The sequence below is a fragment of the Psychrobacter sp. CX90 genome (genome assembly GCF_057396305.2).
Genome location: NZ_CM182008.1, coordinates 1,997,436 through 2,018,480, shown reverse-complemented (window position 1 = coordinate 2,018,480; position 21,045 = coordinate 1,997,436). Strand labels below are relative to the sequence as shown.

Here is a 21,045-nt window from a genome sequence, read left to right as displayed (position 1 = left end):
CCCAAAGTGATAAGGGGAATATCAGGTTAGGTTTGAGATTGAAGCTCGTATAAATCAGCCTATAGCGATTGCAGGGATCAACTGTTTTGAGAAAACCTATGAACCTATTAGAAAACCTATGAACCTATGGGGGACTCTTAACGTTTAGAGTGTTAGTGTTTAAAACTGATAATTAACCCCAAGCTTATAAGCACGACCTGGCGCAGGATAGCGACCGACTGGACTGGTATCGATACCGCGGAAGTAATAATCTTCATCAAATAAATTATTGATACCAAACTGAAGCGCCAGTTTTTCATCTTTGCTGTTTTTTAACATTTTTTGAAGGCTTAAATTCCAAAGCATGTAGTCTGGGATTTCGCCTGTGCCTCCATTTATGCTCTCCTTAGTGGTATTGCCATTATCAGCATAGGCTTTAGAATAATAGACGCCAGATAGAGTAGTGGTTAAGTCATTTTTGTCATAGCTGGCGTGCCAACCAAGCTGATGTTTAGAGCTATAGGGCAGCTTGTTACCCTTAAATTCGCCTTCTTCTAAGGTCGCATCTAAATAGTTGTAACTTAGGCCTACATTGAGATTTTTATACTGTTCTGGGGTGTAATCTATGGCGGCCTCTAACCCTTGATGTAGGGTATGTCCGACATTATCAAAGCTTTGCTCGGCACTGTTCCATTGCAGCTGGTCATCAAAGTCAATACGATACAGTCCTAGATTGGCTTGAAGATTGTCAGTGGTGTAACGTGTGCCTAGTTCATAGTTCCAAGCTAATTCGTTGCTTTCTTTGCCTTTACCGCGAATATAGGCTATTTGCGGCGTACGCAGCGACCTTTGCGTATTTCCATATACCGTCCAAATCTGGTCATCAGACTGGATTAAATCATAAGACGCAGTCAGTCCGGGTAACCATTCAGTCGCCGTGTTATCTGTTTTAGTATCATTGCCTAGATCTTCAAAATCCATCTTGGCACGTTCATAGCGAATACCCGGTGTAATTTTTAACCGATCATTCATAAAGCCCATCTCATCACTTACATAAGCGGCCCAAGCGTCTGTTTCAAGATGCCAGTCTCGCGGTGTCGTCGTGGTGTTATCAGCTAATTTAGTCTGTTTTAATTGGTAGTCCACATCCTCATTCACATAACGCATCCCACTAATGAGATGGTGACTGATAGAGTCTGAGTCTCCAAAGTCTATTGAAAACTTAGGTTCAATCCCATAAACATCAAATTCACGAGGCGAGGTTCTAAGCGTATCAGAGGCAATAGCAGGGTCAGCCCAATGGACGCCTTGGTTTTTAAACTGGGAGTTAAATCCCCATTCAAAGTTACGAGTGGCATGATGACCAAATGTGGTTAAATCCAGTACTGCTTGATTGCCTAGATTTAAGTAGTTTTTGTATTTGGCATGCCAGCGTGTCGATTTACCTTGATACGCTTCAAGGGGTCGCTGGGATTGTTGAACATCTTGTTTGTAGGCATCAGGTGATAGTGCCCCCGGCATCTGCGTATCAGCATCATAATATTGTAAAAACCCTTCAAGTTCTTGATTGTCATCAATATACCAAAGAGCCTTTGCTTGCACATTGGTAACCTCGGTATCTGAGTGGTCTCTAAAACTATCACCTTTAATGCCGTTTGCCTCAATTTGTACACCCAAGTCATCGGTCAACCAGCGGCTATGACGAGCATACAAGCTGGTCAATGGCTTACCATTTTCTTCAAAAAGGGTTACATCACTGGAAAGCTCACTATGAGTACCAGATTCTATAGGCTTAGTAATGAGATTAATAACGCCGCCCACATTATTGGGGCCATATTGGGTAGCCGCACCGCCTCGAACCACATCCATACGCTCAATATTGTCTAACGTTGCAGGAAAAATTGATTGTCCTGTATGGCTATAGGGCGCAAGCGTTAAAGGTATGCCATCCATTAAAAACTGAGCTTGACCACTACGGCTGGCATGCAGGCCTCGGATAGAGATATTGGGCAGTACGCCGGTACCTGTTTCATCTTGAACTTTAACACCGGGTACAAATTGCAAGGCGCTATCAATTGAATGACTGGCTGTTTTTTGAATATCCGCTTTATCAAGGACGGTACGATTACCCGCAAACTCTTTGACCTCATTGCTACTTGAGTCTCCTAAAATCTCAGCAGTAACTGTGATTTTATCTAGCATGGTAACTTCTGGTTGAAGGGCTTCTGATTGAGTTGTGGCTTGTTGAAGAACGTTTGATTGGTTTAATAATGGTTGGTTTATTGAATCATTCAACTCTGAATCAGTAGCCTCTAATTCCGTAACGTATGTAGTCATGGGGGCTTTACTGGTATTTAACTCAGCATTACTCTTATAAGTATCAGTATCAGTATCAGTATCAGTATCGGATATCGAAGACGAAGCAATATCTGCCAAGCTCTGTTGATAGGCGCACAGTAAAGCTAAGCAAAGTGCTGTTCGTGAGAATTTCTTATTCATATAAGCTCCGAATACCTACTGGTTACTAAATGGAAAGATTAGAAAGAATGACCTATATTAAATCAATAGATTGCAATGTTAAATGATTTTTATTATCATTTTCAATACTAATATTGCTATTATTCATTATTTGCTAGTTTTATAAACTACTTGAAGAGATTATATGACTCACTATTCAGTAAGAGCGCACACACGTACGCTACGTAACTCATGTTTTTATCCTATTTTGACCGCAAGCTTTATATTACCATTGAGCCAACAAGTGATGGCTCAGGAAGGTATGACAACGAGTCAGCAAATACAAGAGCAAACACAGCCATTGCCAGTAACACAATTAGATAAGATTGATGTCGTTGCCAAAGCCTATGAAGGCTATGCAGAATATGCCCCAACCTCAGGCACTAAAACGGATACAGAATGGCTAGAGGTACCGCAATCGGTGTCGGTGGTCACGAAAACGGAGCTTGAAGATAGAGGGGCAGTACGCGTTTTGGATGCTATGAAAGGCGTTGCTGGACTGAGTAATACATTAGGAGAGGGTAGCCGTGATGAGTTTGTATTGCGAGGTTTTAATGGTTTAAATGATATCTATAGCGATGGTATGCGAGATGATGGTAAGTTGCAGTCCTATCGTAGCCTCGCTAATGTGGAGCGTGTTGAAGTCGTCAAAGGGCCAGCAGGGGCTTTATATGGACGGGGGAGTGCCGGCGGTCTCATTAATTTAATAACTAAGAAAGCGACGGGTCAAGAGTTTGATAAAGTACAAGCGCAAATCGGGAGCGATGGATTGGCGGTTGGACGATTAGACAGCTCACATAAGTTATCAGATACGGTAAATGCAAGGCTCAATGCTGAGGTTCGCCGCAGTGACTCGTTTGTCGATGAAGTCGATTCAAAAGATATATTTATTGCACCGACAGTTCGCTGGCAACCCAATGAGCAGCATACTGTGGATGCCTCGGTAGATTTTATGCATCAACGTTTAGTCCCTTATCGCGGGATACCTTCCAAGGACGGAAAACCTATCGATGTGCCGGTCAGTACTTATTATGGCAGTGACAACGATTACCAAGAGTCAGATACGTGGAATGCCAGTATCAATCATGAGTTTGATATTAAAGATAATGTAAAGCTGACCAACCGAGCCTCGTATAGCCATATTGAATTAGAGCAAAAGGGCACTCGTCAAGCGTCTGGTGACATAGTTGATAATAAAGTAGCACAAACGGTCAATAACTTTGGTTATGACCCAAGAACCACGACCACCCTTCAGTCAGAGCTAGCGTGGCAACTGGATAACCATGAGCTATTATTTGGCGCGGATTTTAATAAGATTGATATTGATTTAACACTGGCAACGCTAAAAGACTTGCCTCCTAAAAACATTGACAACCCACAGCATGGCAATACACCAAATCCAGGGTTTCCAGCCTTTCGCGATAATAGCACCCAAAGCGTCGGTTTTTTTGCACAAGATGTCTTTCATATCGGTAACTGGTCACTACTAGGGAATGTTCGTTATGATGATTTTAAACTCGAACAAACCTTTAAAGGTAAAGATAGTGAGCTTAAAGAGGATAAATTAAGCTACCGTGCAGGTGCGGTATATAACTTCAATGACACCACGTCAGCATATGCGACTGTAGCACGCTCATGGCAGCTGCCTTATGCCGGGATTTATATCAATCCTAACCTTGCCGCACTATATCAAACGGATTTAAAAGAGCTGGGCATTAAGTCTTATCTGAACAACGACAACATTATGCTAAATGCCTCGGTTTATCGTATCGATAAAGAAGACCCTAAAACCAACGAGCGTCGTGAGGTAACCGATAAAGATGAGTTTCGTCATCAAGGGTTAGAACTTGAAGCACGGGGTAAAATTAATGATAACTGGGACGTCTCTGTCGGATATAGCTATCTTGATGCAGAAGACAAAAAAACAGGATTAACACCCAATGAGGTACCAAAAAACACGTTCTCACTGTGGACGGCGTATCAACCCACTGACCAGTGGCGAGTAGGCGGCGGCGTCAACTATGTAAGTGACCGTTATGTCGGTGATAATGAGGCAGTGACGTTAGATGACTATACGACAGTCGATTTGATGACCGCCTATAGCGTCGGCCCACACAATATCCAATTAAATCTAAATAACGCTTTTGATAAAGAATATGCTCTGGGCGCAACCAATGGCATTGCTGGTAAAAATCAAATTGGTATGGGCGCGCCGCGTACGTGGTTGCTGACCTATAACTATGAATTTTAATGAGAGCTATGAGTTCAAAAAGAGCCTAATGAAGTCAAAATGCCTTAAAAAGTCTTCCTATATATAAGTCTGTTTATAAGGGTTTAACATGCAAAAATATCTAAAACTGACTACCTTGCTACCGCTTATTATTATCGCAGTCATTATCATTGGTGGCGGACTTTTTATTGTGAGTCAAAAAGATAAGCAGACTAATAGCCAATCAAATAGCCAATCAAATAGCCAATCAAATAGCCAGTCAAATAGCCAGTCAAAGTCGGTCACAGAAAATAACGAATTAGCAGAACACTTTGATGCCAGCCTACCTGAGGCTTCTATCAATGTGACTTTATTGTCAGAATCACAAATAAGTGAGCAGCTACCTAACCTTGAGAGATATCCTACTGACCCTAAACGTATCGTAGCGATGGAGTACTCTTTTTTAGGCGACTTAATGGCAGTTGGATTAACTCCAATTGGTATTGCTGATGACAATAAACCTGAAACAATTATTCCTGAATTTTCAGAACATTTGGGCACTTATTCCTCAGTGGGGTCTCGTTACCAGCCCAGTTTAGAGGCAATAGCTGATCTAAAACCGGACTTGATTATTGCTGATAAAGAGCGTCATTCAGTCATCGAAGACAGTCTAAATCAAATAGCACCAGCGGTTATCTTAAAAAGTCGCGGCGAGACATATGAAGAAAACTTACAAACGGCGCAGTTGGTAGGTCATCTAGTGCATCAGGATGAAAAAATGACTCAAGCGATTGAGTCGCACTTACACCATCTTAGTCAGATAAAAGCCAAACTCACTGCAACGCCTATGAGGGATAAAAGGGTGCAATTTGCTATTATTTCCGATAAAGGCATGTGGTTACATGGCCCTAGCTCTTATGCAGGCAGCTTACTTACCCAGCTTGGTATTAAAAGCCCTATACCAAATCAGACTCAGCAAGCCTATATTCCAACAAGTTTAGAGCAGCTAGTGGCAGCAGATCCAGATTGGCTATTAATCGGTCGTTACAATGACCATACCGCATTTGATGATTGGAAAACCTCGCCTTTATTCCAGCAGCTTACTGCAGTTAAAAATAATCAGGTGATTGAAGTTGATCCCAATTATTGGGCTTTAAATCGTAGTATGCAATCCGCTGAGCATATTGCCAATAAGGTGCTAGAGATTGCGAAGTAAGATAAATAAAAAACATTTTAATGGCACCCATAACACGATAAAGCATACCCTTATATGGGGTGCGCTATTTGTAATATTACTGGTCGGCATTGGTCAGGGTCTCACGGTGTACTCTGAGTTTGACTTGTCGCTCAGTCAGCTGGTAGCCCATCTTTTAAGTGCAGAGGGGGATAACAACTTAAGCGTTGCCATGCAGTTGATTATCGAGCTTCGGGTACCTAGGGTCGTGACCGCTATTTTTGTGGGTGCGAACTTAGCCTTGGCAGGTTTGCTGATGCAGGTTATGACCAGAAACACGCTTGCCTCGCCAGCTGTACTGGGTATCAATTCAGGTGCGGCTTGTGTCGTCGCCTTATCCTCGATCGGTATAGGATTTGCTTGGCTATCCTCTACCTATTTGCAAGCAATGATTGGCGCCATTATTGCCAGCTTCTTGGTAGCTATGTTGGCCGGTTATTTTTCCAAAGGACGTGCCAATCCAGTGCGTCTTATCTTATCTGGCGTTGCTATTAATGCCCTGCTTATTGGTATCACTAGGGCGGCGCTAATTATGACGGATGAGCAGGCTTATGGCGTGCTTTATTGGTTAGCCGGCTCAATTGCTAATAGTAATTGGGAGTCATTACCGCCTTTGGTTATTATTTCACTGCTCGCTATTGGCTGTACAGTATGGATATCTCCTAAGCTTAATGTGCTGGTATTGGGGGATGATGTGGCAAAAAGCTTGGGTGTAAACTTAATCAGGCTGCAATGGATTTGCGCACTTTTAATTATCTCACTATCTGCGATTAGCGTGGCGGTAGCCGGTCCGATCGCCTTTGTCGGTCTTATTATTCCTCATGTCGCAAAGCGGTTATTGGGTCTTATATCACGGATATCCTATAACGTCCTAGTGCCTCTTACGGCTCTCTTAGGCAGTATTTTATTGGTATGGGCGGATGTGTTGTCCCGATCTATTGTTTATCCTGCTGAAACGCCCGTTGGCCTGTTAACGGCACTAATTGGTACGCCGGTCTTTATCGCTTTAGCCTGTCGTAAAAAGATAACACTTTAAGCCAGTGATGCTTTAGTTGTCGTCTCTAGCGCTGCCGGTCGATCATTAGGCATGAGCTAGACAAGAGTTAGGCAGTAGCTAGGTGAAATTTAGATAAGAGTTAGGCAGTAAGCTAAGTAGAAGTTAGGCAGGCCCTAATATCGCTAGTGTCTGTTAAACTTTATTTCCATCAAAAGATGTTTAAATTCATGATTTTACGTGTCCCACACTCACTATAATTAAGTAAAAATAATGACGCTATCAACCACTTCACGCCATTCGAAATCATGGTTTCACTCACATGTTATCGGGATAACGCTGGGTTTCATTATTGCCGCATTACTGGTCTTAGGCGTATGTAGTCTTTTTATTGGCGCAGGACAGATGACGATTGCGCAAGTATTGGGTAGCCTAACACAGGGTTTTGAGGGAAATCGAGACTTTATTATATGGAACCATCGACTACCCAGAACGCTTTTAGCCGGCTTAGTAGGCGCAAGCTTAGGGTTGTCAGGCTGTTTGGTGCAAGCCGTCATTCGTAACCCACTGGCTTCTCCTGATTTAATGGGTATTAGCGCTGGTGCCGGGTTTTGTGCCACTTTACTGCTGGTGCTATTGCCGTCATCACCGACATGGTGGATCTCTGTGGCCGCATTGATTGGCGGTATTCTTGCTTTTAGTATTATTATATTATTGGCCGAAATATCCAAACCAACCCCAGCGAGATTGGCACTCATTGGTGTGGCGATTAGTGCCTTCTTAGGGAGTGGTATTAATTTTTTATTGGTAACTTATCCGGTAGAGATTAATACGGCCATGATATGGCTGACAGGAAGCTTGTGGGGACGTAGCTGGCAACATATACCGCCGTTATTAATCATCTTTAGTGTGTTGTTATTACTGAGTCTTTATTTGGCTTGGCGTTTGGATGTTCTGGGACTCGGTAAACAGACCGCTCAGCACCTCGGAATACGTGTAAAATCGCTTGAGTTTACCGCTTTACTGACGTCAGTTATTATCGCAAGTTTAGCGGTATCGGTTGCAGGCACCGTCAGCTTTATCGGTCTGCTTGCCCCGCATATTGCTAGATTGTTGTTTGGTCATCGCCACCGTATTTTACTGCCTGCATCAGCACTCATTGGCGCTATTATTTTAGTGATAGCTGATATATTGGCGCGTGGACTTTTTGCACCTGTGGAGTTACCTGCTGGCGTATTAACGTCAGTGATTGGGGCGCCATATTTCATATTTTTATTGTCACGTTATCGGGGGTGGTAGTGCTACATACGCAGAATTTACAGCTTGGCTATGATGCTCAATCATCAATTATTAAGAAGCTATCGCTAGATTTGCCAGAAAATAAGGTCATTGGTCTGATTGGGCCCAATGGCTGCGGTAAATCTACCTTACTTAAAGGCTTATGTGGTCTACTTTCTGCCCAGTCAGGTGAGGTATTCTTATATGACAAACCTTTAACGGAGCTGTCGAGCAATGAGATTGCAAAAAATATATCTGTATTACCACAAACTCAAGTAGTGCCTGAGGGCTTAACTGTGCGTCAGCTAGTTGAATATGGCAGAACGCCTTATTTGTCGCATTGGGGCAGGCTAAGTGATAATGACCACTTTATTGTTGATGCGGTCATGGCAGAGATGACCATTCAACCGTTGGCTGATAAGCCGCTGGATGCGTTATCTGGTGGTCAGCGTCAACGAGTTTGGATAGCGATGATATTGGCACAGGATACCAATATTATAATGCTTGATGAGCCGACTACCTTTCTAGATATCTCCTATCAGATCGAGCTTATGAAGCAGATGCGAGCACTAAAAGAAAAAGGGAAAAGTATTATTGTGGTGCTGCATGACTTAAATCAAGCGGCGCGCTATTGTGATTGGCTAGTGGTCTTAAAGTCGGGTAAAGTAAAGCAGATCGGAACGCCAAAGCAAGTGATGACAGAGCAGATGCTTGCTGAGGTATTTGAGGTGAAGGGGAAAATTATTGATGATCCTATATCAGGGTCGCCAATGGCCGTTTACTTTTGAGCATTTAGATTGCAATAGAGGGTGCAGATATTAGTTCTGATAGAGGTGGAATTGAAAAAAAATGGTGCGCCTGGCGGGAATCGAACCCACGACCCTCGGCTTCGGAGACCGATACTCTAATCCAACTGAGCTACAGGCGCATATATTATTGCGGTTTTTAAATCGTCTATGACTCATATAGATATGAATAAACCAAGTTTACATAAATTTAGTAAATGTCATAGATAACTTGAGCCCGCTAGTCTATCAAAAACCATTAAAAAAACCAATGTTATTACTTCTAATAAATGGCGTAGAGTCATGTATTTTGTTACATTACTACTTATTAATACCAATTAAAGCGTATTAAATGTTAAAAAAATTGCTATTTGTCCTGAGAGTCACTATTCAAACATGGCTTTTAACCCTGTTTTTCCCTTATAATAATAAGGAAAAGAATTTCTCACTAATTTAGTTATTAATAAATTAGAACAATTCATCAATCATACACGACTATTTAAGCCCACTTAGCCAATATCACGCCATAGTGGCTTAGGTATGTCGCTCTAAAAAGAGATTGTGACGCATGAAAAAAATCGTGATGTTATCCGCTGCCGCCATCCTTGGTCTATCAAGTATTTCTTTTAGCCAAGCTGAAGACGTCATTGATCCTAATGCTGAAGCAGTAGCAATGACTGCTAATACTGCTGAAGGTGCCGATTCTGCAGATTCAGATGCAGAAAATACTGATGCTACAAATACTGATACTGAAAACCCAGAAGCAGAAGATGCCACTGCTGAAGACGGGGAGGCGGCTGAAGCACCGGCTCAACCTGTTGAAGAAGAGCCTATTCCACAAGACACACCACAAGTTCAAAAGTTAGTGGCTTTATACCCTAAGCTTGTACAGCGTATTCAGCCTTATGGTAAAGTCTGTTTTCAAGGTGAAGAATGTGATATAACGGTTATGTCTTCGGGTGGATCTGCTAATGGTGAACCTCGAGATGGTAAAGCAGTGTACGATGCAGTATGTCAAACGTGTCATGCTACAGGCTTGATTGGTGCTCCAAAAATAGGCGATGCAGGGGCGTGGGGTCCTCGTATTGCAAAAGGTACTGATACCCTTCACGAGCATGCAATTAATGGTTTTAATGCAATGCCAGCTAAAGGCGGGGCAGATATTCCAGACGAAGAAGTGATCAATGCGGTTGATTACATGGTTTCTCAATCCAGCTAACACCTATTTTGACGGAACGTGAATGATTAGCTTTTTAACTTAAATTTTATCAGGTTAGTAGGTCATTCATAAATGAGTTAGTAACGATAAGGTTGTTAACAAAAAGACGCTTACCTTTAATTAAGGTGGGCGTTTTTTATTTAGTTATTGTGAAATAGAAGCGATGGTTTAAAAGCCAATTCAAAAGCCAGCTAATTTAAAAGTCAGTTAATTTGAAAGTAACCTTTACCTTTATTGATATAAAAATATAGTTATATAGATTCTGGTATAGGTTTTACACAGATTATAAGGGCTAGAAAAATCGACTGATACTGCCACTTTTAGGCCTCTAAATGCACATTTAGGAAAGGCAGAGCCTGCCATTATCTTATATGAATTGAAAATATATGGATGAAAATCGTCAAAATGGCAACTTATCAAACTGTTGATTAACTGTGTTTAAATTTAAATTTTTACCACCATAATAAACGGTAGCCATACATTCATTAAAAACTCATACTTAAAAGTTGTGACTCTATGACAAATTTAACCCCTGCTTTGCAAATTGACAATTTATCTAAAGTTTATAGCAACGGCTTTACTGCATTAAAAAACGTAAGCTTAATGGTGCCACAAGGGGGATTTTTTGCTTTACTTGGTCCAAATGGCGCTGGCAAGTCAACTATGATTGGTATTATTAGCTCTTTATTTAAACCTACTGAGGGAAGTGTGAAGATTTTTGGCACTGATTTGCTAGAAAACCCTTCTGTTGCCAAGCAATATCTTGGTGTTGTACCTCAAGAGTTTAATTTTAATCAGTTTGAAAAAGTGCAGGATATCTTGATAACGCAAGCAGGTTTTTTTGGTATTCCTGCTAAAGAATCTAGACCTCGTGCAAAAAAACTATTATCCGCACTTGGCCTTTGGGACAAACGAGACAACAAAGCTCGTGAACTGTCTGGAGGAATGAAAAGACGACTTATGATTGCACGCGCATTGATTCATAAGCCTAAGTTACTTATTTTGGACGAACCAACGGCTGGGGTAGATATCGAACTACGCCGCTCAATGTGGGAGTTCATGCAGCAAATAAATGAAGAAGAAAATACCACCATTATATTAACCACGCACTACCTTGAAGAAGCTGAGCAGTTATGTCGTCGTATTGCGATTCTAGATCATGGCGAAATTCGTATTAATACTGAAATGAAAGATTTGCTCGCTCAACTCTCAATCGAAACGTTCGTTTTTGACTTAGATTCTCCTTTAACCACGTCATTAAATATTGATGATGTGACTGATGTTAAACAGCCCGATGACTTGACGCTTGAGGTAACCCTGACGGAAGGGCAATCATTAAATGGTGTTTTTGCCCAATTAAACCAGCGCGGTATTGAAGTCTCGAGTATGCGAAATAAAGCCAACCGACTAGAGGAGCTGTTTATGCGTTTAGTTGAGAAAGGTATTGATAAAAAAGACAGCATGAAGGAGGCAGGATTATGAGCAGCCCAATCAAAGCGACCTCAGAAAATCAGGGATTAACGCTTGCTCAAAAGTGGATTGCCTTTCGCACAATTCTACTAAAAGAAGTGCGGCGTATTTTGCGTATTTGGCCACAAACCTTGCTGCCTCCAGTGATTACTATGAGCTTGTATTTTGTCATTTTTGGTAAGATGATTGGCTCTCGTGTCGGCGAGATGGGCGGCGTTCCCTACATGCAGTTTATCGTGCCGGGCCTCATCATGATGTCGGTAATTACTAACAGCTACTCTAATGTGGTATCCAGCTTCTTTAGCGCTAAGTTTCATGGCAGTATCGATGAGTTGTTGGTTTCTCCCGTCTCTAAACATTCAATTTTATTGGGCTATATTGGTGGTGGAATATTCCGTGGTTTAGCTATTGCCATCATCGTATCAATAGTAGCGCTGTTTTTTACTGAGCTGGGCATTAAAAATCTGCTGGTAACCATATGTTCAGTGATTGGAACATCGGTTCTTTTTTCATTGGGCGGCTTTATTAATGCGGTTTTTGCACGCTCGTTTGATGATATCTCGATAATTCCCAGCTTTGTTTTAACACCTTTAACTTATCTTGGCGGGGTGTTTTATTCACTAGAAAACCTATCTCCATTTTGGCAGAACCTGTCACTTTTGAATCCAATCGTTTATATGGTTAACTCGTTTCGATATGGTATTTTAGGTTATTCTGATGTGAATGTTTGGTATTCTATGGCCGCAATTTTCGCATTTTGTCTGCTATTTTATATGCTGGCTTACCATTTACTTGAAGATGGCTCTCGCCTTAGACTTTAATTATGAATGATGTTTAATGAATTCCATACCGTAGTCTACTAGCTCATGATAAAATGCCATGGGCTTATTTGGGATTAGCGACCTTCAAAACCCTTAAAATAACCAGTGGAGAGTCAATGAGTATTCATGGCGTACTTGGCGAAACAACCCGTTATCCAAAGACATACCAACCCGACACTTTATATCCAATCCCACGAACACTCGGTCGTGATGCTGTCTCTCAAAGTCTAGCCGCCTGCTTTAATGCTGAGCAGACAGCGGATCTTAGTGTGGGTTATGATTGGTGGCATGCCTTTGAGGTGTCGTGGTTAAATTTACACGGTGTCTCTCAAGTGGCGATGGCCCGATTTAGTATTCCAGCCAATTCGCCTAATATTATTGAATCAAAATCTTTAAAACTTTATCTAAACAGCCTTAATTTTACTGAATTTGAAAGTTTAAAAGAGGTTGAGGGTGTTATTGCTAAAGATCTTTCGATGTGTGCAGGTAGCACGGTAGAGGTGTCGCTATATAAACTAAATGATCTGAATGTGTCATCTGGTTTAATGATAGATACCCCATTAGGACGCTGTATTGATGGGGCGTTGGATAACTTATCGCAAAAACTACCTATTCTACAACATCCTGATGCAAGTTTACTGGTTGAGGTACGAGATAATAAGACTCAGCAAGTTAAAGACGAGGCAGCCAGCTCGCACTCAGCCAGAGATGATATGTCAGAAAAAGACTATCAACTTTATTCAAATTTATTACGCAGTAATTGCCCTGTTACCAATCAGCCCGACTGGGGCACACTGGCAATCGAAATGACAACTAAAACGGCAGTGAATAAGGCCAATATACTTAGTTATATTTTAAGTTATCGACAGCATAATGGGTTTCATGAGCAGTGTGTTGAGCAAATATTTGCTGATCTATATCAGTACTTTGAACCCTCTAAGCTAATGGTTAGAGCATGGTACACTAGGCGTGGGGGTATCGATATTAACCCATGTAGAGTCAGCGATTTAAGCTTATTACCTAAGCCAAGTCGTTTGATTCGCCAGTAGTTCAATATAAGGGTAGTGGGACGATTAAAGAGGAGAAACTCTATAGTCATAGTAATTCTGAATGATTACCCTTAATCTAACTAAGCATATGTCCAAATAGATTCCGTTAACTCATCATTCTGTCAGACTTTACAATGCTTTGTTAGTGACAACTGAATAATGTCTTAAATTAAATGATTAATAAATTTATGGTTATGTATGAATTAAATTTTATTGACATAACGGCTAAAACCCACGATTATAGTGTTTAATACAGTCAGTTAATTCGCTCTATCGAGATGAGTTGACTTTAAAGTAGTCATTACGGCAAGATTACCGTCTGCCCAATAATGTCTATTTTGATGTGAGGGATAAAACAGTCAAGCAGAGTTTATGCTTGTCTATTTATTCTAGGACTTACCGGTCTACAATGACTAAATAATCAATCTTCTTTTATGTCTTCTCAAAGGTTGATGAGTATAATATTCTTATACTTTTTAGTAGAGGTGCAGTTTTGGGATGGGAGAGCATTAATGCTCATCTAACTTGATAATGTCAAATGCACACTATTACTATTTTGATAATGCCTTGCCGTTCGAGCAAGTGCCTCAGTTTAGTCACTGTCTGCTTAAAGTCTTTTTTCACATCGCAAATGCGTGCTGAGACTCTATTACTGTGTCTTGAAGATTGTTGATTAACGTTTAGAGTGAATGACCGGTTTTTGTCATTGTGAATTGTTTTCATTGTGATAAACACTGACCCATCACTTCCTAGCATATTAATTCAAGGTTAAATGCTAAGGTTAACGTTATTTCGATACAATTTTAAATAGCCAATAATTTTAAATAGCCAATATAGCTAATATAACATCCCGCAATCAAAAAGGTGATGACAGTGACACAAACAACCCAAAGCCCTAATATGACAGGCGACCCCCAAAATCAGCACTTAGCAGTGCATTTTGGTAAAAAGCGCGAGCTACTTGAAGATGGTGATAAGCCAATGATGCTCTCTGGTGGAGAGCTACTTGTCCAGTCTTTAATCGATGAAGGCGTAGAGTATATTTTTGGCTATCCAGGCGGTGCAGTATTGCACATCTATGATGCCTTGTTTAAACAAGATGCGATTGAGCATTTATTAGTCCGCCACGAACAGGCCGCAGGACACATGGCAGATGCTTATTCACGTGTTACGGGTAAAACGGGTGTTGTCTTAGCAACCTCTGGTCCTGGTGCAACCAATACTGTAACTGCGATTGCCACTGCCTTTATGGACTCAATTCCAATGGTCGTTATCGCAGGACAGGTACCGCGAAACTTAATTGGCGATGATGCGTTCCAAGAAACGGATATGGTTGGTGTATCTCGTCCAATCGTAAAACATAGCTTTCAGGTTCGTCATGCTAGTGAAATTCCTGGCATTATTAAAAAAGCGTTTTATTTAGCGGAGTCAGGTCGTCCCGGCCCTGTCGTTATTGATGTGCCAAAAGACACCACGGCGCCGCATGAAAAATTTGAATATAACTATCCTGATTCTGTATATATGCGTTCCTACCAGCCTTCGGTTAGAGGTCATAGTGGACAAATCAAAAAGGCGGTAGAAACACTGCTTGGTGCCAAGCGTCCTATCATTTATGCAGGCGGTGGTGTGATTTTGAGTGAAGCGCATGAGCAGTTAACTCAGCTTGCTCATAAGTTGAACTTACCTGTTACTAACACACTGATGGGTTTGGGCGGATTCCCAGGTTCTGATCGTCAGTTTTTAGGTATGTTAGGCATGCATGGTACTTATGAAGCGAATATGACCATGCACCATGCTGATGTCATCTTAGCAGTTGGGGCACGTTTTGATGACCGCGTAACCAATAACGTTAATAAATTCTGTCCTGATGCCAACATTATTCATATAGATGTAGACCCTGCATCAATTTCAAAAACTATTAATTCGCACATCCCGATTGTTGGTGATGTTAAAGCTGTATTAACAGAAATGCTGTCCTTACTAGAAGGCGACGATAAGCAGTTGGATCAACCTACTTTGCATGATTGGTGGTCTCAAATTAACGAATGGCGCAAACGCCATGGTCTACGTTATGATACCAGTACTGACAATGGCATGAAGCCACAAGCAGTGGTTGAGATGTTATATAAGCTAACCAATGGTAAAGCCATTATTACCAGTGATGTGGGTCAACATCAAATGTTTGCTGCTTTATATTATAAGTATGATGAACCTCGCCAATGGCTGAATTCTGGTGGCTTAGGTACTATGGGTGTTGGTTTGCCTTATGCCATGGCGGCGAAACTTGCTTGTCCAGAGCGTGACGTGGTATGTATCACCGGTGAAGGTTCAATTCAGATGAATATTCAAGAGCTTTCTACTTGTTTTCAATATGATTTACCCGTTAAGATTTTAAATCTTAATAATGCCCAGTTAGGCATGGTTAGTCAGTGGCAAGACATGTTATATGAAGGCCGCCATGCGCACTCTTATATGGAGTCATTACCAGATTTTGTCAAACTGGCTGAAAGTTATGGTCATATGGGGGTTAAAATTACTGACCCTGACAAGCTAGAAGAGCAGTTAGCAGCAGCACTTGCTATCAAAGATAAGCTCGTATTTATTGACGTCATCATTGACCCTGACGAGCATGTTTATCCGATGCAAGTTGCTGGGCAGTCTATGCGTGATATGTGGTTAGCCAAGGGGGAGCGTACCTAATGCAACAACATCTAATCTCTGTACTAATGGAAAACGAGGCAGGTTCGCTATCACGACTTGTTGGGCTGTTCTCTCAGCGGGGCTACAATATTGAAACTTTAAATGTAGCGCCAACTGAAGATGAATCAATTTCTCGGTTGACCTTAAGAACCAATGCAACAGTTGACAAGATCGAGCAGATTACTAAACATCTACACAAGCTTATTGAAGTGGTTAAAGTTATTAACTTAACGCCTAACCCTCATATTGAGCGTGAGCTTATGCTTATTAAAGTTCGTGCGACAGGTAGTGCTCGCGATGAAGTGAAACGCAATGCAGACATTTTTAGGGCACAAATTGTTGATGTTACTGCCAATTTATACACAATTCAAATCGTGGGCGATGAAGCCAAGCTTGATGGATTTATTGAAGTTGTGGGGCGTGACCGTATTTTAGAAGTGGTGCGTTCAGGCGTTATCGGTATATTACGTGGCGAGAAGACATTGAGTGTTTAAATATATTGTGTGTTAAGCGTTAGGCATTAAACGTTGGTGACGTATATTTGATTGAATACCACTCTATAATCATTAATTTAAAAAAAGTTGAATTTCAACGACATTATTTAAAAGGGACTAATTATGAACATTTATTATGACAAAGATTGTGATCTATCCATCATCCAAGCTAAAAAAGTAGCGATTATTGGTTATGGTTCACAAGGTCATGCCCATGCACTAAACTTAAAGGATTCAGGGGTTGATGTCACAGTTGGATTGCGTGAAGGTTCTAGCTCTCGCAAAAAAGCTGAAAATGCAGGTCTTAAGGTTGCGAATGTCGATGATGCGGTAAAAGCTGCTGATGTTGTCATGATTCTAACCCCAGATGAGTTTCAAAAAGACTTGTATGAAAATGAGATCGAGCCGAATATTAAAGAAGGCTCGACGCTTGCTTTTGCGCATGGTTTTGCAATCCACTATAACCAAGTTGTACCACGTAAAGACTTAGACGTTATTATGGTTGCGCCAAAAGCGCCAGGTCATACTGTCCGTAATGAATTTAGCAAAGGCGGTGGTATTCCAGATCTTATAGCAATTTATCAAGATGCCTCAGGTCAAGCAAAGCAAGTGGCCTTATCGTATGCTGCAGGTGTTGGTGGTGGACGCTCAGGTATTATTGAAACCACTTTTAAAGATGAAACAGAAACTGATTTATTTGGTGAGCAAGCGGTTCTCTGCGGTGGCGCTGTAGAACTGGTTAAAATGGGTTTTGAGACGCTAACCGAAGCGGGTTATGCACCCGAAATGGCATACTTTGAATGCTTACATGAGCTTAAGCTTATTGTTGATCTAATGTACGAAGGCGGGATTGCTGATATGAACTATTCAATCAGTAATAATGCTGAGTATGGCGAGTATGTTACGGGTACAGAAATCATTAACGAGCAATCGCGCGAAGCCATGCGCAATGCGCTAAAACGCATTCAGTCTGGCGAATATGCAAAGATGTTTATCACTGAAGGCGCTAGTAACTACCCTTCAATGACGGCACGTCGCCGCAACAATGCTGAACACGAAATCGAAAAAACAGGCGCAAAATTGCGCGCTATGATGCCTTGGATTGGTGGTAACAAGATTATCGATAAAGATAAAAACTAATTTAAATCCTTGGTTTTTATGCCTATGGTTTTGCCGGTAGTTTATCTGGTTTAATTACTATTATGTTATGAATATAAGCCCATATGCTAAATAGTGTATGGGCTTTTTTAAACTCTGTATATCATCACTATAAAAGTAGACATGGTTGAATACCGAACAATTAACTCAATATATACTCAAATACTTTTAAATCAGTGACAGCGTTAGTCTCGTTTAGTCCACACCTTTAGTGGTCAACTGTATTACTTAAATGGGTTGCCTTTTACCTAGGGTCTGTTGAACATTCAAATATTAGGACTGCTGATAGCTAAAATTGTTCCAAACTAGGTGTAAACCGACGATAATGTCTAGACCTTAGCTAGGTTTATAACAACGTTTGGGGCAATTTTAGCATCAGCCCTGTGGGGCAAGGCTATTTTTTGTCAATATATTGCGAAATTTTCTAACTTAGAATGACTAAGCGTCAAAAATCTCCCTGCATATTGCCTAAAAAATCGCCTCCGCCAGTTCCACATTTGAATGTTCAACAGACCCTAGTACCTGAATCAAAGGTATTCGACTATACTGACTCTACTGTAGCTGAAATATAGAACTAGGATGTTTTAAGAAATGATCAATGACATACTCGGACAAATTAGCCATCTGTTATCACAACAGTCTATCTACGTGATATTGAGTGCAGTGGTGGCGGTCATTATTTACATCGAAGGAGAAATGTTAAAAAAAACAAAGGGAAGAATACCAGACTCTAAATTTTTTCATGTTAGCTCAATTGTAGATACGCTATGGTTTTTTGTCTCCATGGCAGTGGTTTATTTTATGGAGCTCAACTCATTAGCGTTAGCCATACCAGCGGCGTACGGCATCTATACGATAGCGGGATGGGCGTATGGTAGTCGTTTGATTCGAGTCAATGGGGTGCCCGATAATCCAAAAGATATAATTATTCCTGCAAAATATATAGCTTTTACCCAATCTTTTGCTATTATTTTTCTGTCATTATGTCTGTTTATATTAGTTTCTCCTTGGCTTATGCCCATTAAAAGTGATTAGAATGCGAATAGTCAAAAAGTGGATTAGCCTATCGATATCTTACAAAATAACATCAAAACTTAACGTTTAAATGTAAAGATAGGATTAGGATTAGCGAGTCAAAGCTGTTATAATGACTTCTAGTAAGTATGTTACTTTTTGAAAATCAGCTTAAAGCTGAATTCAAACATGACTGCAAAACATCGCAGTGGTTTAATTTAGATAATATATATTAAACATGAGGTTTAGGCCAAGCGTTTGATAATCTACCATCTAGTAAAACCAGCTATCATGCTCAACTGATTGATGCATGTGGCATCATGACAATGTTTAATCAATTTTATTATTAGGATAAGTTATGTCAGAACGTGTACAAGGTACTGTTAAGTGGTTCAACGAAGCTAAAGGTTTTGGTTTTATCGCTCAAGACGACGGTGGTCAAGACGTATTTGCTCACTACAGTGCTATTCAAGGCAGTGGTTTTAAAACCCTAGCCGAAGGTCAAAAAGTTAGTTTTGTTTTAGGTCAAGGTCAAAAAGGCCCACAGGCTGAACAAATCGAATCAGCTGAATAATCAGCCATAAGATTTGAATAATAAATTTAGCATGAATTATCTACTTAAAAGATAAAAATGCAGTAAAAAGACAACCAAACGGTTGTCTTTTTTTTATCTATCTATTAAGCCACTATCAGTACCTTTACATTACGTGTACAGGAACTTTGCAGTCGTCAACTTTGTAATCCGTTAATAATGAGTTTTAACTAAGATTGGTAGTTAAGCTTGTGTCAATAAACTAACGTTTGTCTTGACTATACAAAGCTATCCTCACTTTCTGAATAGTGTTGTATAAAACATGACGCTTAATTCACGGCTATAGCTTGACCTTGCTAGATGTCTCACGCAATATAAATAGCCGATTATAAGTAGTTAGACTATTTTTATAAAATAGTAGTACCACTAGCACTGCTCAAAACAAATAGCTTGAATAACTATTACAAAAATAACTATTACAAAGTTTATTTTTATTTTAAGGTTATTTTAATTTAGTAATAATTATTTAAAGTGTTGTAGATGTCATACGATTGCTGGTTGCAATAACCAAAATAAATGGCATTATAAAGAGAAAGAGTAATATATATTAATACGACGCTAAAGCTTATTGGTTTAATCAGTGTCAAATTATAAGTTAACTATAGGTCTCAGAATTCATTAGGTTTTTGAGCTATCTATATTCCGTAGAGTGAAAGTCGCATTTTATAATTCATAACATAAATAAACGAGGAACGTATGAAAGCATTAGTCGCTGTTAAGCGTGTGATTGACTATAACGTGAAGGTTCGTGTTAAAGCAGATAATTCAGCTGTAGATTTAAGCAATACTAAGATGTCTATTAATCCATTTTGTGAAATTGCGGTAGAAGAAGCAGTACGCCTTAAAGAATCAGGTGTAGTAGATGAAGTTATTGTTGTCTCTATTGGCCCAAAAGAATCTCAAGAGCAAATACGTGCCGCACTAGCTTTGGGTGGAGATCGTGGTATTTTAGTTCAAACTGATGAAAAGCCTTATCCTTTACAAGTGGCTAAAATCCTTAAAGGTATCGCAGAGCAAGAAGGTACAGACATTATTTTACTTGGTAAACAAGCTATTGATGATGACAACAACCAAACTGGTCAGATGCTTGCGGCATTAATGGGTATTGGACAAGGCACTTTTGCGTCTGAAGTGAAAGTTGAAGGCGATAAAGTAAACGTCACACGTGAGATTGATGGCGGGTTACAGACGGTTGCTTTAACCTTACCTGCTGTTATTACCACTGACCTACGTCTGAACGAACCACGTTACGCTAAACTGCCTAACATCATGAAAGCGAAGAAGAAGCCTCTTGATGAGAAAACACCAGCTGACTTTGGTGTAGAGATGGCGTCTAAGCAAGAGATTTTGAAAGTAACGCCACCACCTGAGCGTTCTGCTGGTATTAAAGTCAGTTCAGTTGACGAGCTAATCGACAAACTTAGAAACGAAGCAAAAGTTATTTAATACGTTTAATAACTCATTCGTTGCTGATAACTCTAATTAGTATCGTACGTGGTTTAGTCGGCTATATGATGAATGTATAGCTAGCC

At 40.5% G+C, this 21,045-nt stretch carries 16 protein-coding genes and 1 tRNA gene; 15 read left to right on the top strand and 2 right to left on the bottom strand.

Annotated features, from left to right (window positions below; all coding sequences use genetic code 11):
• Window positions 1-159: 159 nt before the first annotated feature.
• Complete coding sequence (locus AC2SLN_RS07940; RefSeq protein ID WP_486550529.1) at window positions 160-2,478, bottom strand: TonB-dependent receptor family protein; 2,319 nt, start codon at window positions 2,476-2,478, stop codon at window positions 160-162.
• Between the two features lie 163 nt (window positions 2,479-2,641).
• On the opposite strand from AC2SLN_RS07940, the gene AC2SLN_RS07935 reads away from it, so the two are divergent.
• The 5 genes from AC2SLN_RS07935 (at window position 2,642) to fecE (ending at window position 8,999) form a co-directional block, all read left to right on the top strand.
• Entirely contained in the window at window positions 2,642-4,747 is a 2,106-nt protein-coding gene (locus tag AC2SLN_RS07935; protein WP_486550528.1) for a TonB-dependent receptor, read from the top strand.
• Window positions 4,748-4,835: 88 nt separating this feature from the next.
• Window positions 4,836-5,921, top strand: a complete 1,086-nt coding sequence (locus tag AC2SLN_RS07930) for a Fe(3+) dicitrate ABC transporter substrate-binding protein (protein WP_486550527.1) — start codon at window positions 4,836-4,838, stop codon at window positions 5,919-5,921.
• A complete protein-coding gene (locus AC2SLN_RS07925; RefSeq protein ID WP_486550526.1) occupies window positions 5,911-6,975 on the top strand; it encodes a FecCD family ABC transporter permease in 1,065 nt (354 codons plus the stop codon). The genes AC2SLN_RS07930 and AC2SLN_RS07925 overlap by 11 nt, the downstream gene beginning before the upstream one ends.
• A 231-nt stretch (window positions 6,976-7,206) precedes the next feature.
• The gene (locus AC2SLN_RS07920; protein WP_486550524.1) at window positions 7,207-8,232 is read left to right on the top strand and encodes a FecCD family ABC transporter permease; all 1,026 of its coding nucleotides are present in this window, start codon (window positions 7,207-7,209) and stop codon (window positions 8,230-8,232) included.
• The gene (gene fecE / locus AC2SLN_RS07915) at window positions 8,232-8,999 is read left to right on the top strand and encodes a Fe(3+) dicitrate ABC transporter ATP-binding protein FecE (RefSeq protein WP_486550522.1); all 768 of its coding nucleotides are present in this window, start codon (window positions 8,232-8,234) and stop codon (window positions 8,997-8,999) included. The genes AC2SLN_RS07920 and fecE overlap by 1 nt, the downstream gene beginning before the upstream one ends.
• A 62-nt stretch (window positions 9,000-9,061) precedes the next feature.
• Here the strand turns inward: fecE and AC2SLN_RS07910 are convergent.
• A tRNA-Arg gene (locus AC2SLN_RS07910) sits at window positions 9,062-9,139 on the bottom strand.
• A gap of 425 nt (window positions 9,140-9,564) precedes the next feature.
• On the opposite strand from AC2SLN_RS07910, the gene AC2SLN_RS07905 reads away from it, so the two are divergent.
• From AC2SLN_RS07905 to AC2SLN_RS07860, 10 genes are all read left to right on the top strand, one after another.
• Window positions 9,565-10,215 carry a c-type cytochrome gene (locus AC2SLN_RS07905; protein ID WP_486550520.1) on the top strand — a complete coding sequence of 217 codons (651 nt, stop codon included), beginning with the start codon at window positions 9,565-9,567 and terminating at the stop codon, window positions 10,213-10,215.
• A gap of 516 nt (window positions 10,216-10,731) precedes the next feature.
• The gene (locus tag AC2SLN_RS07900; RefSeq protein ID WP_486550519.1) at window positions 10,732-11,697 is read left to right on the top strand and encodes an ABC transporter ATP-binding protein; all 966 of its coding nucleotides are present in this window, start codon (window positions 10,732-10,734) and stop codon (window positions 11,695-11,697) included.
• On the top strand, window positions 11,694-12,506 hold the full coding sequence (locus AC2SLN_RS07895) for an ABC transporter permease (protein ID WP_486550517.1): 813 nt from the start codon (window positions 11,694-11,696) through the stop codon (window positions 12,504-12,506). Before AC2SLN_RS07900 ends, AC2SLN_RS07895 begins: the two co-directional genes overlap by 4 nt.
• A gap of 116 nt (window positions 12,507-12,622) precedes the next feature.
• Entirely contained in the window at window positions 12,623-13,555 is a 933-nt protein-coding gene (queF, locus tag AC2SLN_RS07890) for an NADPH-dependent 7-cyano-7-deazaguanine reductase QueF (RefSeq protein WP_486550563.1), read from the top strand.
• A gap of 984 nt (window positions 13,556-14,539) precedes the next feature.
• Window positions 14,540-16,255 carry an acetolactate synthase 3 large subunit gene (locus tag AC2SLN_RS07885; RefSeq protein ID WP_486550561.1) on the top strand — a complete coding sequence of 572 codons (1,716 nt, stop codon included), beginning with the start codon at window positions 14,540-14,542 and terminating at the stop codon, window positions 16,253-16,255.
• Window positions 16,255-16,749: an acetolactate synthase small subunit gene (gene ilvN / locus AC2SLN_RS07880; RefSeq protein WP_486531405.1), complete on the top strand. Its 495-nt coding sequence runs from the start codon at window positions 16,255-16,257 to the stop codon at window positions 16,747-16,749. Before AC2SLN_RS07885 ends, ilvN begins: the two co-directional genes overlap by 1 nt.
• 123 nt (window positions 16,750-16,872) lie before the next feature.
• Window positions 16,873-17,889: a ketol-acid reductoisomerase gene (ilvC, locus tag AC2SLN_RS07875; protein ID WP_486550516.1), complete on the top strand. Its 1,017-nt coding sequence runs from the start codon at window positions 16,873-16,875 to the stop codon at window positions 17,887-17,889.
• Between the two features lie 609 nt (window positions 17,890-18,498).
• Window positions 18,499-18,942 (top strand): hypothetical protein, encoded by a 444-nt coding sequence (locus AC2SLN_RS07870; RefSeq protein WP_486550515.1) that lies wholly within the window; start codon window positions 18,499-18,501, stop codon window positions 18,940-18,942.
• A gap of 337 nt (window positions 18,943-19,279) precedes the next feature.
• Window positions 19,280-19,495, top strand: coding sequence for a cold-shock protein (locus AC2SLN_RS07865; RefSeq protein WP_486531408.1), 216 nt, complete (start codon window positions 19,280-19,282; stop codon window positions 19,493-19,495).
• Window positions 19,496-20,209: 714 nt separating this feature from the next.
• Window positions 20,210-20,959 carry an electron transfer flavoprotein subunit beta/FixA family protein gene (locus AC2SLN_RS07860; RefSeq protein ID WP_486550513.1) on the top strand — a complete coding sequence of 250 codons (750 nt, stop codon included), beginning with the start codon at window positions 20,210-20,212 and terminating at the stop codon, window positions 20,957-20,959.
• Window positions 20,960-21,045: the final 86 nt, after the last annotated feature.

What these genes read in the sequence shown, in the direction of transcription:
- AC2SLN_RS07940 (WP_486550529.1), bottom strand. Translation starts at nt 2,478, where the DNA reads ATGAATAAGAAATTCTCACGAACAGCACTTTGCTTAGCTTTACTGTGC.
- AC2SLN_RS07935 (WP_486550528.1), top strand. Translation starts at nt 2,642, where the DNA reads ATGACTCACTATTCAGTAAGAGCGCACACACGTACGCTACGTAACTCA.
- AC2SLN_RS07930 (WP_486550527.1), top strand. Translation starts at nt 4,836, where the DNA reads ATGCAAAAATATCTAAAACTGACTACCTTGCTACCGCTTATTATTATC.
- AC2SLN_RS07920 (WP_486550524.1), top strand. Translation starts at nt 7,207, where the DNA reads ATGACGCTATCAACCACTTCACGCCATTCGAAATCATGGTTTCACTCA.
- AC2SLN_RS07905 (WP_486550520.1), top strand. Translation starts at nt 9,565, where the DNA reads ATGAAAAAAATCGTGATGTTATCCGCTGCCGCCATCCTTGGTCTATCA.
- AC2SLN_RS07900 (WP_486550519.1), top strand. Translation starts at nt 10,732, where the DNA reads ATGACAAATTTAACCCCTGCTTTGCAAATTGACAATTTATCTAAAGTT.
- AC2SLN_RS07895 (WP_486550517.1), top strand. Translation starts at nt 11,694, where the DNA reads ATGAGCAGCCCAATCAAAGCGACCTCAGAAAATCAGGGATTAACGCTT.
- queF (WP_486550563.1), top strand. Translation starts at nt 12,623, where the DNA reads ATGAGTATTCATGGCGTACTTGGCGAAACAACCCGTTATCCAAAGACA.
- AC2SLN_RS07885 (WP_486550561.1), top strand. Translation starts at nt 14,540, where the DNA reads ATGCTCTCTGGTGGAGAGCTACTTGTCCAGTCTTTAATCGATGAAGGC.
- ilvN (WP_486531405.1), top strand. Translation starts at nt 16,255, where the DNA reads ATGCAACAACATCTAATCTCTGTACTAATGGAAAACGAGGCAGGTTCG.
- ilvC (WP_486550516.1), top strand. Translation starts at nt 16,873, where the DNA reads ATGAACATTTATTATGACAAAGATTGTGATCTATCCATCATCCAAGCT.
- AC2SLN_RS07870 (WP_486550515.1), top strand. Translation starts at nt 18,499, where the DNA reads ATGATCAATGACATACTCGGACAAATTAGCCATCTGTTATCACAACAG.
- AC2SLN_RS07865 (WP_486531408.1), top strand. Translation starts at nt 19,280, where the DNA reads ATGTCAGAACGTGTACAAGGTACTGTTAAGTGGTTCAACGAAGCTAAA.
- AC2SLN_RS07860 (WP_486550513.1), top strand. Translation starts at nt 20,210, where the DNA reads ATGAAAGCATTAGTCGCTGTTAAGCGTGTGATTGACTATAACGTGAAG.